Genomic DNA, 16,646 nt, shown 5'->3' with positions numbered 1-16,646 from the left:
CTAGAACTGGAAGTAGATGAACTGGGTCGGGGCGTTCGACAGCCCCATGAAGAAGACCGCGAGCAGCGCGGCGTAGACCGCGCCACGCACCGGCGCGGGCCAGGAGCGATAAAACGTCGCGCGGCCGCCCGCCGCCGCGGCCTGCCAGGCCTCGAGCGCGACCAGCAGCGCGAGCCCCGCGAGCGCGGGCAGCGACGGGGTCGGGACGTGCGCCGGCAGCCGCCATTCGAGCAGCGCGTCACGCGTGAACGCGACGATCTGCCCGAACGAACGGGCACGGAACAGCAGCCATCCGTAGCAGACCACCTGGAAGAAGATCGCGATCTGCAGCACCCGAAGCCAGCCGGGCGTCGCGAACTCGCGCAGCGCGCGGCGACCGCGCGTGAACCACCGGTGCACGCACAGGATCGCGCCCTGGTAGATCCCCCACAGGACGTAGTTCCACGCCGCCCCGTGCCACAGCCCGCCCAGGCCCATCGTGACCATGAGGTTCCGGTAGGTCTGCCGCTCCGTGCCGCGATTGCCGCCGATCGGGATGTAGAGGTAGTCGCGCAGCCAGGTGCTGAGGCTGATGTGCCAGCGCCGCCAGAACTCGCTCGGGTTCACCGACACGTAGGGCTGGTCGAAGTTCGTCATGAGGTCGAAACCCATGACCTTCGCGAGCCCGCGCGCGATGTCGGAATAGCCCGAGAAATCGCAGTAGATCTGCACCGCGAACAGCCAGGTGGCGATCCGCACGTCGGCGCCCGAGAGCGCGTGCGTCGCGTTGTAGACGGCGTCCACGGAGGGCGCGACGCCGTCCGAGACGGCGATCTTCTTGAACAGCCCGAGCAGGATCAGGAACAGCCCGCGCGTCAGGGCGTCGCGGGTGATGCTCCGCGGCGCCTGCACGCGCGGGATCAGGTCCACGGCCCGCTCGATCGGGCCCGCGACGAGCTGCGGAAAGAACGACACGAAGGTCATGAAGTCGAGGTAGCTGCGGCAGGTGGGCATGTGCCGCCGGTACACGTCGAACGTGTAGCTCATGGACTGGAACGTGTAGAACGAGATGCCGATCGGCAGGATGATGTGCAGCGTCGTCCAGCCGAGGTGGATCCCGAACGGCGCCAGCAGCGACGCGAGCGAGCCCGCGAAGAAGTTGAAGTACTTGAAGAATCCGAGCGTCGCGAGGTTCGCCGAGATGGAGGCGGTCAGCAGGAAGCGCCGGCGCGCCGGATCCGAGGTGCGCTCGAGCAGCCGTCCGACCCACCAGTCGAGCGTGCTCGTGAAGCCGAGCAGCCCGAGGAATCGCCAGTCCCACCAGCCGTAGAAGATCAGGCTGCCGACGAGCAGCAGGTGGTTCTGCCAGCGGTGCGGCAGCACCAGGTACAGCGGGTACAGGATCAGCATGAAGACGAGGAAGACGAGGCTGACGAAGGTCATGCGCGTCCGGCTCGCTTCACGCCGTAGAGGGCCATGGAGACCGCGTACACCTGGTAGGACCACCGGAGCGGCGGAAACGCCCGGCTCGCACGCGCGAGGGCCGCCCGCGGTCCGCCGTGCTCGCGGCGCGCGAGCAGGTCGAGCCGGTCGAACGGCTCCAGGCCCGCGGCCTCGAAGGCCCTGCGCATGCGTCCGAACGTGAACCAGTGGACCGCCGGGAAGTCCGTCCAGTTCACCAGGTCGCGCCGGTGCTTCATGATCCACGCGAGCACGCGACGCTGGATCGGATCCGGCAGCCACGAGTAGAACGGAAAGTGGTTCACCTCCGCCTGAATCGGGCACGCGCGGTTGGTGGTGTAGACGACGAACACCCCCCCCGGCTTGAGGACGCGCGCGGCCTCGCCCACGACGGCCTCCCACGACGGGACGTGCTCGAGCAGGGAGTTGCAGAAGACGAGGTCGAAGGACCCTGCCCGGAACGGAAGTCGCGAGGCGTCTCCGGCCGTCCAGCCGGGCGGATGCGCCCCGGGCGCGACCCGGCCAACCCGCTCACGGCCCGCTTCGAGCAGTCCACGGTCGAAGTCGATGCCGGTCACGCGCGCGCCGCGCTCCGCCCACGCCAGAGAATAGAGGCCGCTGCCGCAGGCGAGATCCAGCACGCGCGCGTCTTCCGGCCGCGTGCGCATCAGGTCGGCGTAGTAGTGCCATTCCTGGCGGAGCATCGCGCGCCCGAGTTCGTCGGTGCGCTGCGCGAGCGTGTGCTCGAGGAAACGCCGGTGGTGCTCGGAGCGGCGCAGCACCTCGGCGGGGTTCGGCGCGGATCCCGTGCCGTCTCGGGGGGGGGCGGACTTCGTCATGCGGGTCAGCTCGTGCCGGCGGAGCTCCGCGCGCGCTGCCACGCGACGGTCAGCTGCAGTCCCTGCTCGAGCGTCGTCTCGGGAATCCAGCGCAGGGCGCGCCGGGTCTTCTCGATGTTGACCACCCGGCGGCGGATGTTGTCCACGTCGCGCCGGTCCTTGTGCACGGGCACCCGGTCCGAACCGACGATGCGCACCAGCAGCGCGGCGAGCTCGTTGACGCGCGTTTCGGTCCCCGTGCCGACGTTGAACACCTCGCCGAGCGCGCGGTCGCTCGTGGCGGCCCGCACCGTGGCCTCGACGGCGTCGTCAATGAACGTGAAGTCGCGGGTCTGGTTGCCGTCGCCGTGAATCACCGGCGGTTCGCCGGCGAACAGCGACTCGATGAACTTGGCGACCACCCCGCAGTACGGGTTCGCGGGATCCTGGCCGGGTCCGTAGATGTTCGAGTAGCGCACCGCCGTCGCCGGAAGCCCGTACGACTCGTAGAACGCCATGCAGTAGTTCTCGCCGCCCAGCTTGGAAACCGCGTACGGCGTGAGCAGCGAAAGGTGGTCGTCCTCGTTGATGGGCAGGTAGCGCGGGTTGCCGTACACGGACGTGCTCGACGTGTACAGCACCCGGCGGACGCGCTCGGGGTGCTCGCGCACGGCGAGCAGGACGTTGAGCGTTCCGCCGATGTTGGTCTCGAAGTCCTCGCGAGGGTTCTGGGTCGAGACCACGATGTTGCGCGCCGCCGCGTGGAAGACGACCTCCGCTTCGGCCACCAGCCTGCCGACGAGCGCCGGTTCGCACACCGAACCGTGCACGAACTCGAAACCCGATGCGGGCAGGTTCTCGAGCCGGCCGGTGAACAGGTCGTCGAGCACCGTCACGCGCGCGCCGGCACTCATCAGGCGGCGGACCAGGTTGCTGCCCACGAATCCCGCGCCTCCCGTCACCAGGACGCGGGTGTCTTCGAGCGGAATCAAGCGGTTCTCCGGGGGTCAGTGCCGCAGTCCGAGGCGCAGAAAGACGAGCGGCCGCAGGATGCGCCAGCCGTCGGACAGCAGCTTCATCTTGGTCGTGCCGCGTGAATGGTAGCAGACCGTGACCGGGGCCTCGCAAACGCGATGGCCGGTACGGACGACCTGATAGAGCAGATAGGGCTCCAGTTCGTAGCGGTCGAGCCACGCCTGCTCGAGCCGGATGCGCGGATCGTCGAGCAGCGAAAGCCGGAACGCCCGCATTCCGTTCGTGCCGTCCGTCACGGGGAATCCGCTCGCCAGCCGGAACAGCAGCGGATACAGCCGGGTGAGCCAGCGCCGCGCCGGCGGAATGCCGGGCGTCGCGCCGCCCGGCAGCCAGCGGGAGCCCTGCACGAGGTCGGCTTCGCCGGCGAAGACGGGCGCGAGGATGCGCGGCAGCTCGTCGGGCACATGCTGGTCGTCGCCCGAGAGAACCGCCGCGACCTCGTAGCCCCTCCGCTTCGCCTCGAGCAGGCCGGTGCGGATACCCGCGCCCACACCGAGATTCCGCTCGTGCCGCAGGACGACGTCCGCCCCGGCGGCGCGCGCCTCGTCCGCCGTCGAATCGCCGGAGCAGTCGTCCACCACGATCACGCACCCCGCCCAGCGGCGCGGGATCCTGCGCACCACCTGGCCGATCTTGCCGGCCTCGTTCCACGCGGGAACGACGATGGCGACACGCGCCGGGTCGATCAGCGCGAGCTGCCCGGCGGGCGGCTCCGGTGGGATGCTTCGCGGCGCGGACATGGACGGCGCACGGTAGCACAGCGAAGCGGGGCGGCGAGGGCGGCGGGGGTCGGATTGCATCTTGCACTGAGGACGCCGGCGCGGTGGACCGGGGCGCCGCCCGCGGCGCGCCGGGCCTCACTCCCGGCTGGCGGCTCACGAATCGTCCGCGCTAGACTTTCAGCGGGTATGCGAGCGCAGCGCGACGTCCCGAGGACCCTTTCGATCCGATGAATCCGCCCACGGTCAGTCCGGCACGCCCGCGCGTCCCCGCAAGCTCACAGGCGACCGGGGTCGGCCGCTGGCTGCAGGGCCTGCTGATCGCCGCCGCCGGCATCCTGATCGGCCAGCAGTACGTGTTCCCGGACAAGCGAATGATCCCGCTGCTGATCAGCGTGGTCGTCGTCGGGATCACCTGGCGGCTCGACATGCTGGCCGGCATCAGCCTGCTGATCGTCGCGCTGCCTTTCCCGCGCGGCACCGTCTTCGGAACGACCAACATCGCGTTCATCCTGATGCTGGTCATCTTCTGGCTCGTGCGCGTCTCCACGCGCCAGCTCGCGGCGCCGCGACGCTCTCCGATCGACCTGCCGCTGATCGGACTGTTCATCGTCTACATCCTGTCGTTCAGCAACGTGCGCGACCCGATCGATCTCGACCTCGGCCTGCGGAACCTGATCCTGTTCGTGGGCTCGGTCTTCATGTATTTCCTGATCACGAACAACGTCCACGACGAACGTGGTCTCAAGCGCCTGCACGACGCGCAGCTCTTCTCCGCGTTGACGATCTTCCTGCTCGGGCTGTGGGAGCTGAACCATCCGGGCCAGGACTTCATTCCCGGCTGGTTCGGCTTCCAGCACACGATCGGCACCGACTTCGGCACCCGCAACGTCCGGATCGGCTCGGCGTTCTTCGACTACGAGCTGCTCTCCGAGTACAGCGCGCTGACGCTGCTGCTCGCGGGCTTTCGCTGGGCGCGCGCGCGATCCAACAACGAGCGCAGCCTGTACACCCTCTTCATGGTGCTGAACGTCTTCATCCTGTTCGCGACCGTCACGCGCGGGGCGATCCTGTCTCTGCTGCTCTCTCTGCCGGTGCTGCTCTGGTCGATTCGCCGCCGCCTCAAAGTCGTCCCGCTCACGATCGCCGCTTGCGCCGGCCTGGCGTTGTTCCTGGGCATGAACTTCATGGTTTCCCACTTCACCCGCTCGGGCGACCTGCTGGGGCGGCTGGAGGGCACGAAGCTGGTCGGGGGCTGGATGCCCGACTCGCGCGCCGACGCCTGGACGAACGCCTGGGCGCGCGCCTGGGTCCATCCGCTCGTCGGCAAGGGCCCTCACTACGGCACCATGTTCGGCTTCGAACCGACGTGGCCCCACAACGTGTACCTCTATTACGCGAACATCGTCGGCTTCATCGGGCTGGCGTTCTTCCTGATCATGATGTTCCGCTTCTGGCAGATGACACGGCCGCGGACGGACGACCTCGTTCACGGTCCCTACGCCGAATCGTTCCTGATCATCGCCCACGTGCAGTTCGCGCTGTTCGCGATCAACGAGTTCAAGATCGACTACCTGCGCAATCCGACGTACCAGATCGTGGTCTGGGCGATGTTCTCGGTGTGGACCGCCGCCTACAAGGTGGCGCGAAACCCCGCGGCCGGCTCCCGGGCGCCCGCGTCATGAGGCCCGGCGGCCGCGCGTTGCCGGGCCTGCAATCGCTGGGATACGCTTCCGCGTGATCCGCGCTCCCCGATACGTTCCCCCGCTCCCCTCCGGTGATTCACGCATGCGCGCCTGGTTCCGCCCGGTCGTTCGTCGCTGATGTGCGGTTTCGCGGCTTACCACGATCCCGACGGCCGGACGCCGGAGCCCGCGTGGCTCGCGGCCGCGGCGCACGCGCTGCGGCACCGCGGACCCGACGACGAGGGCTTCCTCGCCGAGCCGGGCGCCGGGCTCGCCTTTCGCCGCCTGGCCATCGTGGACGTGACTTCGGGCCACCAGCCCATCTCGAACGAGAACGGCGACGTGTGGATCGCCTACAACGGCGAGATCTACAACCACGCCGCCCTGCGCCGGGAACTGGAGTCGCTCGGGCACCGCTACCGGACGCACTCCGACACCGAGACGATCGTCCACGCCTACGAGCAGTGGGGCGAGGACTGCCTGCGACGCTTCGACGGCATGTTCGCGTTCGCGCTCTGGGACCGTCCGCGGCGGCGCTTCTTCGCCGCGCGCGATCGCGTGGGCATCAAGCCGCTGTACTGGACCCGCAGCGGCGGCGGATGGGCGTTCGCGTCCGAGATCAAGGCGCTGCTCGCGTTCCCCGGCGTCGGGCGCCGGCCGCGGCCCGAGGGCGTCGTCGAGCACCTCACGCTGCGCTACTGCGCTTCACCCGCGACGCTCTTCGAGGGCATTCACAAGCTGCCCCCCGGGCATTCGCTGACGGTGGACGGCGGCCGCGAGTCGGTGCGCCGTTGGTGGCGCCCGGCGTTCGAGCCGCGCCTCGATCCGTCCGACGACGAGGCGCTCGCCGAGGTCGAGACACGCCTCGAGGCCTCGGTGCGCTCGCACCTGATGAGCGAGGTTCCGCTCGGCGCGCTGCTCTCGGGCGGGGTGGACTCGAGCCTGGTCGTGGCGCTCATGTCGCGCATCCTCGAGCGGCCCGTGCAGACGTTCTCGGTCGGCTTCGACGCGCCGGGGCCGTACAGCGAGCTGCCCTACGCGCGCCTCGTCGCCGCGCACTGCCGCACGGATCACCGGGAACTCGTCGTCGGCGCGGCCGACGTGCTGCGCGAGCTGCCCCGGCTGGTCTGGCACCAGGACGAGCCGCTCTCCGAGCCGGCCGCGATTCCCACCTACCTCGTCACGCAGCTCGCGCGGAACACGGTCACCGTGGTGCTCACCGGCGAGGGCGGCGACGAGCTGTTCGCCGGCTACCCCAAGTACGCCGTCGAGCCGTGGGCACGCGCGCTCGCGCGCGTGCCGGCGCCGCTGCGCGATCCGTTCCTGGACCACCTCGTGGACCGGTTGCCGTTCGGCTTCCGCAAGCTGCAGGTGGTCGGACGCAGCGCCCGCTTCCGCGACGAGGGCGACCGGCTCGCCGCCTGGTTCGCCGGCTTCGCGGGGCGCGAGCGTGACCGGCTGCTCGGCCCGGTACTGCGCCCGCACGCGCCGGCCGCCACCGACCCGTTCCGGCGCGCGCTCGCCGGGAGCGCGGCGCGCGAGCCGCTCGACCGCATGCTCGACGCGGACCTGCGGCTGTGGCTGCCCGACGACCTGCTGATGAAGATGGACAAGATGAGCATGGCCGCTTCGGTCGAGGCGCGCGTGCCGCTGCTCGACAACCCGCTCGTGGACTGGGCCCTGCGACTGTCGCCGCGACACAAGATCCGCGGCCTCGAAGGCAAGGTGCTGCTCAAGCGCCTGGCGCGAAAGCTCCTGCCCGCCGAGGTGGTGGACCGGCCGAAGGTCGGGTTCACGGTTCCGCTTTCACCGTGGTTCCGCGGTCCGCTCCGCGAACTGCTGGCCGACACGCTGCTCTCCCCCGCGTGCCTCGGGCGCGGTTACTTCGAGCCCGCGGTGCTGCGCGGTTACGTGGACGACCATCTGGCCGGGCGTCGCGATCGCGGGCGGGAACTTTGGACGCTGCTGACGCTCGAGTTGTGGCACCGGCAGTGGGTGGATCGCGCCCCCGAACCGCCGTCCGCCTGGGCGCCCCCCGCGCGCGCCGCCGCGGAAGTGCCCGCGTGAGGCGGGCCCGCCGCCGGCACGCGGAGCGGCCCGCGTGAGCGCGACGCTTCGGGTGCGGCCCTGCGAGGCCGCCGACGGCGCCGCCTGGGACGCCTACGTGCAGGCCAGCCCGCTCTCGCACTTCGGGCAGCGGATCGCCTGGAGGGATCTGACCACGCGCGCGTACGGCGTGTCCGCGCGCTACTGGCTTGCGGAGGAGGACGGCCGCGTGCGCGGCGTGCTGCCCCTGTTTCGCAAGCGCGGCCGGCGGCCGGCGCTGTTCTCGGCGCCGGGGGGGCTGCTCGCGGACGACGAGGCCGTCGCGGCGGCACTGCTCGCGCCGGCGCGCGAGGAGGTCGCGCGCGAGCGCCTGGCCTGGCTCGAGCTGCGCGACCAGCCGCGCGCCTGGCCGGACCTCGAGACGAATCGCGAGCACCTCACGATGGTTCTCGAACTCACCCGCGAACCCGAAGGGCAGTGGGCGCGCTTCGGCGCCAAGCTCCGCAACCAGATCCGCAAGGGCGAGAAGGCCGGGTACGAGCGGCGCTGGGGGCACGCGAACCTCGCGGCCTTTCACCGCGTGATGCTCGAGAACATGCGCGACCTCGGCACCCCGCTTCGCGGCCCGGCCTACTACCGGCTGGCGCTCGAGCTGCTCGGCGCGGCGGCCGACCTGCTGGTGATCGAGCACGCCGGCGACGCGGCCGGCGCGATGTTCACGGTCACGCATCGCGACACGCTCATGGATCCCTGGGCGTCGTCGCTGCGCCGGCATTTCGTGCGCTGCCCCAACCAGGTGCTTTACTGGGAGGCGATCCAGCGGGCCATCGCCCGGGGACTCAGGCGTTTCGACTTCGGCCGCAGCCAGTGGGGCTCTCCGACCTTCCGCTTCAAGGAACAGTGGGGCGCGCAGCCGGTGCCGCTGCACTACCAGTACGTACTCGGCACGGCGAAGCGGTTTCCGACGCTCGACGACCAGAAGGGCTCGCTCGATCTTGCGACGAAACTCTGGAAGCGCCTGCCGCTGCCGCTGGCGGCGTTGCTGGGCGAGCCGGCGAAGCGGTTGTTCCCGGAGGTGATGTGAGCGACGAGCACCCGAAGATCGCCGGCCGCGTGGCGCGGCGCGAGTACGAGACACGCATCGCGCCGCGAACGCTGCTCCGCACGTTCTGGCAGAAGCAGCTGCACATGATCGCCCGCGCGACGATCGCCCCCGCCCTGCGCAACCAGCTCTACCGCTGGATGGGCGTGCGGGTCGGGCGCCACGTCTTCATCGGACTCGACACCTGGCTCGACGACCAGTTCCCCGAACTCGTCGTGGTCGAGGACGACGTGACGATCTCGTTCCGCGTCATGGTCGTGGTTCACGACGACGCCAAGCGCCTCGACCGAACCCAGGCCGGCGCGGGCGACGGCACCGTCGCGCCCGTCGTGCTGAAACGCGGCTGCTACCTCGGCGCGGGCTGCATCGTGCTGCCCGGCGTCACGGTGGGCGAGGGCGCCGTCGTCGCCGCGGGCGCCGTGGTGACGCGCGACGTACCCGCTGGCGCGGTGGTGGGCGGCGTTCCCGCGCGTCGGCTCAAGGAAGCCGAGCGATGAAGCAGGCGCCCCGGGTCCAAGTGACGAAGCTCCGGAGGCGCCGGCCACCGCCGCTCGCGGCGTTGCCGGGCGGCCCGGCGACGCGGTGCTTCCGGGAGGCTGCTTGACGAGCGGCGTACCGGGGCGAGGTGCATTCGCTGGCCCGCTGGCTCCGAGCGTCTGGGCCCTGCTGGCCCTGAGCGCGCTGGCGGCGGGCGGACTGGCGCTGCCGGGCCTGGCGGGACAGGCGGGCGCGTTCGTCTGGCTCGGCGTGTTCCCGGGCATGGCGCTCGCGCGGCTGGTGCTCCCGCGGGCCGGCGCCTCCACCCGCTGGACGATCGGCCTCGCGCTCTCGCCGCTGGTCAGCGTCCTCGCCGGGCTCGCCCTGGTGCGCGGCGGCCTCGAGCTCGCGACCGCCGCGCGACTCGTCGGCGTCGGGGGCTGGATCCTGTTCGCCGGTGGCGAGGCCCGGGCCGTGGGCCGGCCGGCGGACGATCCGCTCGAGGCGCCGGTGTCGCGCTTCGCGTGGGGCTGGACGCTCGGGGCGGTCGCCTTCGTGGTCGCCTGCCTCGCGCTCAACCCGTGGTCGCTGATCCGCTCCGACACGTGGGTGCACGCGGCGATCAGCGGCGAGATCCGCCTGCACGGCGTGCCGCCGGTGGACCCGCGGTTCATCGGCCTGCACCTGAACTACGTCTGGATCTACCAGTACTTCATCGCCCAGCTGGCGTCCCTGCGCGGCCAGGATCCGTTCGTGTTCATGGCCCTCCTCAACGTCGTGACGACCGCGATCCAGTTCCTGCTCGTCTGGCAGCTCGCCTGGGCGCTGTGGGGTGGCGAGCGCGCGGCGCGCGGCACGCTGGTCCTGTTCACCTTCGGGCTCAATGCGGGCGCCTACCTGCTGACGCCGCTTCGCTTCCTGCTCGCGCTCTCGGGCGAGGTGCGCGGCATGGACGAGATCCGCCGGCAGCTCTCGCTGATGCACGTCGGCTCCTGGGACGTCATCTACGTCATCGCCGCGCCCTTCGCGTGGATGGTGCAGTTCTGGGACAAGATCACGCTCGGCGGTCCGCTCGGCTACGCCTATCTCTTCCTGCTCGTGCACTTCCTGGCGCTCGCGCGGGTGCTGAGCGGAGGCGGCGGCCGGTGGCTCGCCGTCGCCCTCCTCGCGGGCCTCGGCAGCATCCTTCCCCACAGCGTCGTGGGCATGGGCATGATTCCCGTCACCACCGGCGCGCTCGCGCTCGGCTGGCTGCTGCGCGGCCGCGCGCCCTGGCTGCCGTCGGCGCGCCAGACGCTGCCGTTCTGGGTGGCGTCGTGCGTCGGCTTCGCGCTCGGGCTGCCCTATCTGATCTCGATCGCGAGCGGCTGGCGGAACGACGTGACGGGACTCGACCAGCACTGGATTCAACCCGGCTGGCGGATGCCGTGGACGCTCGCCACCGCGTGCGGGGTGACCCTGCTGTTCGCGTGGCCGGGAATCCGCCGCGCCTGGCGGGAGCGGGCGCCGCTGGCGGCCTGGTTGTCCCTGTGGGCGCTGGGCGTCGTGCTCATGCAGTGCGTCGTCCACCTGCCCGAGGGCAACGAGCACAAGTACGTCTGGGTCGCCTTCCTCGTCCTGGCGCTGCTCGGCGGGGTCGAGTTCCTGCCCGCCCTCGAGCGCTGGCGGACCCGGCTCGGGCGGCCCGCGTTCGCGGTCGTGATCGTGCTGCTGTTCGCCGTTCCGCCGCTGGCGTTCCTGCAGGGGGTCGTGCGCGACCCGATGCGCACCGAATCGCCGGCGCTCAACCCCCGGCCCGGCGAGAAGGCGATGCTGGCGTGGCTCCGCTCGAACACCTCACCCGACGATGTCTTCCTCGAGACCGCCAACCGCGACCTGCTCACCGTGCAGGGGCCCCGCCGCATGCTGGTCGCGACGCGCGCCGGGGCCGACCGCGCCGGCTACCCGCTCCACGACTTCGAGCGCCGCCGCGAGGTCACCGCCGACCTCTTCGGTCCCGTCGCCGCGTTCGACGCCGACGCCGGGTACCTGGCCGACGTGGTGGCGCGCGCGCGGCGCGTGCACCGCGTGGGCGCGATCCACCTGCTCTACCGGGCCCAGGACTTCGCGCCGGGCGACGCGCCGTGGGCGCGCCTCGAGGCCGCGGCCGGTGCGCGCGCCGAGCGGCGCTACTCCGCGGACGGCTACCGCATCTACCGGCTCGTGCTGCTGGAGTCGCCTTGAGCCCCTCCCCTTTCCCGCACAAGGCGGCCTTCTCGTTCGACATCGAGGACTGGCATCACAGCGAGGTGAATCGCGTCGAGACGGGCCAGCGCGGGCACGACAGCATCGTGCGCCAGGGCACGATGGAGATCCTCGACCTGCTCCGGCGGCACGGGCTGCGCAGCACGTTCTTCGTGCTCGGCGCCGTGGTCCGCGCCCACCCCGACCTGGCGCGGCGCATGCGCGACGAAGGCCACGAGCTGGCCTGTCACGGCATGGATCATCGGCCGCTGTGGAGGGCCAGCCCCGAGAGTTTTCGCGCGGAGCTGCGCGAGTTCCGCGACGTCGTCACCGACGCGCTCGGCGAGTTTCCGGTGATGGGCTTTCGCGCGCCGACCTTCAGCATCGACCGCTCGAACCCGTGGGCGCTCGACGTGCTGCGCGCCGAGGGCTATCGCTACGATTCCAGCATCTTCCCGATGAAGGTGAAGATGTACGGAACGCGGGGCGCGCCGTGCTGGATCTACCGCCCCTCGCCCACCGACCTGACGAAGCACGACCCGCACGCCGACCTCGTCGAGTTCCCGGTCGCGACCGCGCAGATCTACCGGATGCGCTTCCCGCTCGGCGGCGGCTTCTACCTGCGGGCGCTGCCGCTGCCGGTGTTTCGCGCCGGCCTCGACTACATCCTGCGCCGCCGCCCGTTCGTGCTCTACCTGCACCCGCGCGAGGTCACGCCCGAATCGCGCCGCATGCCGCTCGATCCGCTGAACCGTTTCATCACCTACGTCAACCTGCACTCGGTCGTCGGCAAGCTCGAGAACCTGTTTCGGCGCTACGAATGGGCGCCCATGCGCGAGATCCTCGTGAGCGAGGGCTGGCTGCAGGAGTGAGCGGCGCGCCGGCGGCCGCGGACGCGCGGATCCGCGTTCAGCCGCGGCCGGACGTGCGCGGGCGGGCACCGGCCGCGCGCCCGAGGATCCGCGCCAGCGCTTCGATCGTGGCCGCGGGCGAGTGGGCGCGCGCGGCGTAGGCGCGGGCGCGCTCGCCCGCGGCGCGGCGGCGGGCCGGGTCGGCCATCCACGTACCGACCGCCCGTACGAGCCCTTCGCGGTCCGCGACTTGTTCGCCGAGTCCCTCCCGGGCGACCACGCCGTCGGGGTCCACGCACGAGACGCCCGGCACGCCGTGCGCCCACGCCTCGAGCAGCGTGTTCGGGAAGCCCTCGGCCGGCGACGTGTGCACGAACAGCGCGGCGCCGCGCAGAAGCTCGGACACACCTGCCGGATCGGCGAAACCGCGCACCTCGAGGTTCGGCAACTCGCGGGAGGCGGCTTGCGCGGCCTCCCATGCCTCGACCGGGTCGGGCGGGCGGGGCACCACGCCCGCCATGACGAATCGCTGCGCCGGCAACGCGCGCGCGAGCGCCGTGAACCACTCCGGGCGCTTGGCGGCCTTGTAGGTCGAGAGCCACACCACGTCGGTGCCCGTGCGGGGTCCGGCCGAGGACGGCAGCTCGACGAGGTTGGGCACCACCTCGGACTCGCGATTCCACTCCCGGCGAAACAGCTCGCGCTGCGCCCCGGACTGGGCGATGACCGCGTCCGCTCCGCGCAGCGCGCGCGCGTACCACCAGCGATCCCGCGGATTGCCGAGCAGCGGCAGCGCGCGGCGCGCGTCGTGATCGTGCGCCGCGGCGAACACGAACGCGGCCCCGAGCGAGCGGGCCACGTCGAAGGCGATGCCCGCCTCGAGCCCGGCGGCGCGGACGTAGTAGACGTGCGCGGCCGCCGCGCGCAGCGCCGCGACGCTGCGCGAGAGCCGCGGGTGGAAGAAGCGCAGCACCGGCACTCCGGATTCGCGCCGGTAGGTCTTGAGAACGCGCACGCCGTCCACGGTGACCGGGGAGGGCTGCCCGAAGTCGCAGGTCACGACCGTTACGTCGAAGCCGCGCGCCGCGAGTCCGCGCGCGAGGCGGGCCTGCTGCATCTCGGCGCCGCCGGCGAACGGCACCGCGCCGCCGCTCCACACCGGCCAAAGGAGCGGCGAGAAGAAGCACACGCGCACCGGTTGCACGCTCACCGCAGCCACCTGCCGAGCGTCTGCTCGAGCCGCGGCACCACGCGTTCCCAGGCGTAGGCCTCGGCGGCCTGGCGCGCCCGCGCTCCCAGGCGCGCCGCCAGCGCCGGCTCGCCGTGCAGCCGCCGCAGCGCGGCGGCGAGCGCTTCAGGGTCGTCCGCGGGCACGAACAGTCCGCTCTCGCCGTCCACGAGCAGGTCGCGCGTCGCGCCCGAAGGCGTCACGACGAGCGCCCGCGCATACGACATGGCTTCGAGCACCGCGTTCGGCAGTCCTTCGCCGCGCCGCGAGGCGAGCACGCAGACCGCGGCCGCTCGATAGAGGGGGTCGAGCTGCGGTCGTGACAGCGGGCCCGTGAACCGCACGGACGCGCCACGCGCGCGAGCGCGCGCTTCGAGCGCGCCCCGCTCGGGGCCGTCGCCGGCGATCACCAGCGCAAGCCCCGCCGACGCGCAGGCGTCCACCAGCACGTCCACGCCCTTGTCGGCGATCAGCCGTCCCACCGCGAGCACGCCGTCGCCGGGTGGGAACGGACCTGCCGGCAGCTCGAGGCCGTTGGGGACCACGTCGAGCTTCGCCTCCACGTCCCGGGCCGCGGACGGCGAAACCGAACCGAGCTCGCGGAGCAGTTCGCGCCGGTTCCAGTCGCTCTGGACCAGCACGCCGGTCGCACCGCGCCAGATGCGCGGCGCGAGATAACGATGAAAGCGCGAAGCGCCGAGGCGGTATTCGGCTTCGCCGCGGATCCAGACGACCGCCGGTACGCCGAGCCTGCGGCCCGCGCGGACCGCAGCGAGCCCGGAAGCGAACGTGATGAACCCGAGCAGCACGTCCGGCCGCGGCCGCAGCCCGGCGAGCAGCCGCTCGATCCCGGTGAGGTCGGCGAACGTCCTCCAGCCCGGCAGCGGCGAGACCGGCAGCCGGCGCACCGTGAAGCCGTCGCGCTCCTCGACCGGTTGCTGACCCGGCACATCGAGGCGCGTCACGACGGTGACGCGATGTCGCGCCGCGAGTCGGCGCGCCCAGGCCTCGGCCTGCAGTTCGGCCCCGCCGATCACTCCCGGCGGGAAGCGGCCGATGACGATCGCGAGGTGCACGTCTCAGTCCTTCGCGACGCCCGCGACCGCCGGATGCAGCGGCCAGGCGCCCGACTCGGGACGGTCCAGTTCCTCGCGCGGACGGTCCAGCCAGGTGCGCGCCCACAGCTCGAGCGCCAGCAGCGTGAACACCTGCCGCGCGCGGCGGTCGTCTCGCTGGCGGCCCGGCACGAGCACTCGCTCGACGCCCGTCGGGTCGAGCCAGCCTCGCTCCCGGCAGCGGCGATCGAGCAGCACGTCGCGGGCGAGATCGCCGAAGCCGGAGCCGAACCAGTGCTCGAGCGGCACGCCGAAACCCTGCTTGCCCCGCTGCAGGATCGCCGGCGGCAGCAACGGTCGCACCGCCTCGCGCAGCACCCACTTCGTCACGTTGCCGCGCAGCTTGTGGTGGAAGGGCAGTCGCGCCACGTACTCGAGCACGACCTGATCGAGCAGGGGCGCCCGCACCTCGAGCGAGTTGAGCATCGAGGTGCGGTCCACCTTCACGAGCACGTCGTCGCACATGTAGGTGGCCGCGTCGAGGTGCAGCAGCGCCGCGACGGGCCCGGCGGGGCCGGCCGCCCGCGCGTGCACGGCGCGCGCGGCGCGGAACGGATCGTGTCCGCGCGTGCGTTCGCGCAGCTCACGCGACAGCACGCCCGGGAGCTCGTGCGGCGGGAAGTGCGCGATGACCTCGAGGTGACGTCCGGCGACGTCCTGACCCGCGCGACGCAGCTTGCGCCCGAGCGGGTGGTCGCCCGCCAGCCAGCGCGCGGGCAGCGCCGCCAGCCGCCGCAGCGGCGCCGGAATGGCGTCCAGGCGCGCATAGTCGCGCGCGAATCCATAGGTGGTGTAGCCGGCGTACGCCTCGTCGCCGCCGTCCCCGGAGAGCGCGACCGTCACGTGGTGTCGCGCCATCTGCGCGACGTGGAAGGTCGGCAGCATCGAGGCGTCCGCGAACGGCTCGTCCATGCCCCAGACCAGCTTCGGGAGCAGATCGAGCGCGTCCGGCTTCACGATCAGCTCGTGGTGCTCCGTCCCGAGATGGCGGGCGACGGTGCGCGCGTGCTCGAGCTCGCTGTAGTCGGCGGCGTCGAAGCCGATGCTGAACGTCCGGACCGGGGTGGCGCCCGCCTGCGCCATCAGCGCGACCACCGCGCTCGAGTCGAGGCCGCCGGATAGGAACGCGCCGAGCGGCACGTCCGACATGAGCCGGATGCGCACGGCCTCGGCGAGCAGCTCGCGCAGGCGTTCGACCGCCTCGGCCGGTCCGATGGTCGGATCGGGCTCCACCGGCAGCGACCAGTAGCGCTCGACCCGCGGGCCGTTCGCGTCGCACACGAGCCGGTGCCCGGGCGGCAGCTTGCGGACCCCCGCGAAGATGGTCTGCGGGCTGGGGACGTACTGAAAGGTGAGGTAGTCGGCCACCGACCGCGGGTCCGCCTCGCGCGGCACCGACGGATCCAGCATCAGGCTCTTGAGCTCCGAGGCGAACACGATCCTGCGGCCATCGTCGTGCCAGAAGAGCGGCTTCTTGCCGACGCGGTCGCGCGCCAGCAGCAGCGTGCGGCGGCGGGTGTCGAAGAGCGCGAAGGCGAACATGCCCCGCAGGTCGTCCACCAGCGCGGCGCCCTTTTCCTCCCACAGGTGCAGCAGCATCTCGGTGTCGCTGTTGCCGCGCAGCCGGTGGCCGCGGGCGACGAGCTGCGGCTTCACCTCGGGCCAGTTGTAGAGCTCGCCGTTGTAGGTCACCCAGACCGTGCCGTCCTCGTTGGACATCGGCTGGTGGCCCGCGGGGCTCAGATCGAGGATGGAAAGGCGGCGCTGCCCTAGCGCGGCCGGACCTTCGCTCCACACGTCCGCGTCGTCGGGACCGCGATGCCGCAGCGCGTGCGTCTGCCGCCGTACGAGCGCGAGGTCGGGTGCGCCCTCGCGATAGTGGAAGACGCCGTTGATGCCGCACATGG

13 protein-coding genes are annotated in these 16,646 nt (G+C 71.7%); 6 read left to right on the top strand and 7 right to left on the bottom strand.

The annotated features are described in order from the left end of the window. The 4 genes from IT347_09260 to IT347_09245 are packed head-to-tail and all read right to left on the bottom strand — an operon-like array spanning position 1 to position 4,033. Positions 1–1,422, bottom strand: a complete 1,422-nt coding sequence (locus IT347_09260; GenBank protein MCC6349763.1) for an MBOAT family protein — start codon at positions 1,420–1,422, stop codon at positions 1–3. Next, positions 1,419–2,279 (bottom strand): class I SAM-dependent methyltransferase, encoded by an 861-nt coding sequence (locus IT347_09255; GenBank protein ID MCC6349762.1) that lies wholly within the window; start codon positions 2,277–2,279, stop codon positions 1,419–1,421. Before IT347_09255 ends, IT347_09260 begins: the two co-directional genes overlap by 4 nt. Before the next feature lie 5 nt (positions 2,280–2,284). After that, positions 2,285–3,250, bottom strand: coding sequence for an NAD-dependent epimerase/dehydratase family protein (locus IT347_09250; GenBank protein ID MCC6349761.1), 966 nt, complete (start codon positions 3,248–3,250; stop codon positions 2,285–2,287). 15 nt (positions 3,251–3,265) lie between these two features. Then, the gene (locus IT347_09245; GenBank protein ID MCC6349760.1) at positions 3,266–4,033 is read right to left on the bottom strand and encodes a glycosyltransferase family 2 protein; all 768 of its coding nucleotides are present in this window, start codon (positions 4,031–4,033) and stop codon (positions 3,266–3,268) included. Between the two features lie 209 nt (positions 4,034–4,242). On the opposite strand from IT347_09245, the gene IT347_09240 reads away from it, so the two are divergent. The 6 genes from IT347_09240 to IT347_09215 all read left to right on the top strand — a co-directional run bounded on the left by IT347_09240 (position 4,243) and on the right by IT347_09215 (position 12,417). Beyond that, positions 4,243–5,697: a hypothetical protein gene (locus IT347_09240; protein MCC6349759.1), complete on the top strand. Its 1,455-nt coding sequence runs from the start codon at positions 4,243–4,245 to the stop codon at positions 5,695–5,697. A gap of 138 nt (positions 5,698–5,835) precedes the next feature. Further along, positions 5,836–7,764, top strand: a complete 1,929-nt coding sequence (gene asnB / locus IT347_09235) for an asparagine synthase (glutamine-hydrolyzing) (GenBank protein ID MCC6349758.1) — start codon at positions 5,836–5,838, stop codon at positions 7,762–7,764. Positions 7,765–7,798: 34 nt separating this feature from the next. After that, the gene (locus IT347_09230; GenBank protein MCC6349757.1) at positions 7,799–8,827 is read left to right on the top strand and encodes a GNAT family N-acetyltransferase; all 1,029 of its coding nucleotides are present in this window, start codon (positions 7,799–7,801) and stop codon (positions 8,825–8,827) included. A gap of 104 nt (positions 8,828–8,931) precedes the next feature. Further along, a complete protein-coding gene (locus IT347_09225; GenBank protein MCC6349756.1) occupies positions 8,932–9,342 on the top strand; it encodes an acyltransferase in 411 nt (136 codons plus the stop codon). Between the two features lie 103 nt (positions 9,343–9,445). Next, the gene (locus tag IT347_09220) at positions 9,446–11,545 is read left to right on the top strand and encodes a hypothetical protein (GenBank protein MCC6349755.1); all 2,100 of its coding nucleotides are present in this window, start codon (positions 9,446–9,448) and stop codon (positions 11,543–11,545) included. Then, a complete protein-coding gene (locus tag IT347_09215; GenBank protein ID MCC6349754.1) occupies positions 11,542–12,417 on the top strand; it encodes a polysaccharide deacetylase family protein in 876 nt (291 codons plus the stop codon). The genes IT347_09220 and IT347_09215 overlap by 4 nt, the downstream gene beginning before the upstream one ends. Positions 12,418–12,454: 37 nt before the next feature. Here IT347_09215 and IT347_09210 read toward each other — a convergent pair whose 3' ends face one another. The 3 genes from IT347_09210 to asnB (IT347_09200) are packed head-to-tail and all read right to left on the bottom strand — an operon-like array spanning position 12,455 to position 16,644. Further along, entirely contained in the window at positions 12,455–13,606 is a 1,152-nt protein-coding gene (locus IT347_09210) for a glycosyltransferase family 4 protein (protein MCC6349753.1), read from the bottom strand. After that, positions 13,603–14,700 carry a glycosyltransferase family 4 protein gene (locus IT347_09205; GenBank protein ID MCC6349752.1) on the bottom strand — a complete coding sequence of 366 codons (1,098 nt, stop codon included), beginning with the start codon at positions 14,698–14,700 and terminating at the stop codon, positions 13,603–13,605. The genes IT347_09210 and IT347_09205 overlap by 4 nt, the downstream gene beginning before the upstream one ends. A 3-nt stretch (positions 14,701–14,703) precedes the next feature. Beyond that, complete coding sequence (gene asnB, locus IT347_09200; protein ID MCC6349751.1) at positions 14,704–16,644, bottom strand: asparagine synthase (glutamine-hydrolyzing); 1,941 nt, start codon at positions 16,642–16,644, stop codon at positions 14,704–14,706. Positions 16,645–16,646: the final 2 nt, after the last annotated feature.

Source organism: Candidatus Eisenbacteria bacterium (assembly GCA_020847735.1).
Lineage (GTDB): Bacteria > Eisenbacteria > RBG-16-71-46 > RBG-16-71-46 > RBG-16-71-46 > CAIXRL01.
The sequence above is the reverse complement of the archived record's forward strand: the minus strand, read 5'-3'. Positions and strand labels throughout refer to the sequence as shown.

Bases quoted from the DNA above. Each gene is read 5' to 3' on its own strand.
- IT347_09260 (MCC6349763.1), bottom strand. From the start codon at position 1,422: ATGACCTTCGTCAGCCTCGTCTTCCTCGTCTTCATGCTGATCCTGTAC.
- IT347_09255 (MCC6349762.1), bottom strand. From the start codon at position 2,279: ATGACGAAGTCCGCCCCCCCCCGAGACGGCACGGGATCCGCGCCGAAC.
- IT347_09245 (MCC6349760.1), bottom strand. From the start codon at position 4,033: ATGTCCGCGCCGCGAAGCATCCCACCGGAGCCGCCCGCCGGGCAGCTC.
- IT347_09240 (MCC6349759.1), top strand. From the start codon at position 4,243: ATGAATCCGCCCACGGTCAGTCCGGCACGCCCGCGCGTCCCCGCAAGC.
- asnB (MCC6349758.1), top strand. From the start codon at position 5,836: ATGTGCGGTTTCGCGGCTTACCACGATCCCGACGGCCGGACGCCGGAG.
- IT347_09225 (MCC6349756.1), top strand. From the start codon at position 8,932: ATGATCGCCCGCGCGACGATCGCCCCCGCCCTGCGCAACCAGCTCTAC.
- asnB (MCC6349751.1), bottom strand. From the start codon at position 16,644: ATGTGCGGCATCAACGGCGTCTTCCACTATCGCGAGGGCGCACCCGAC.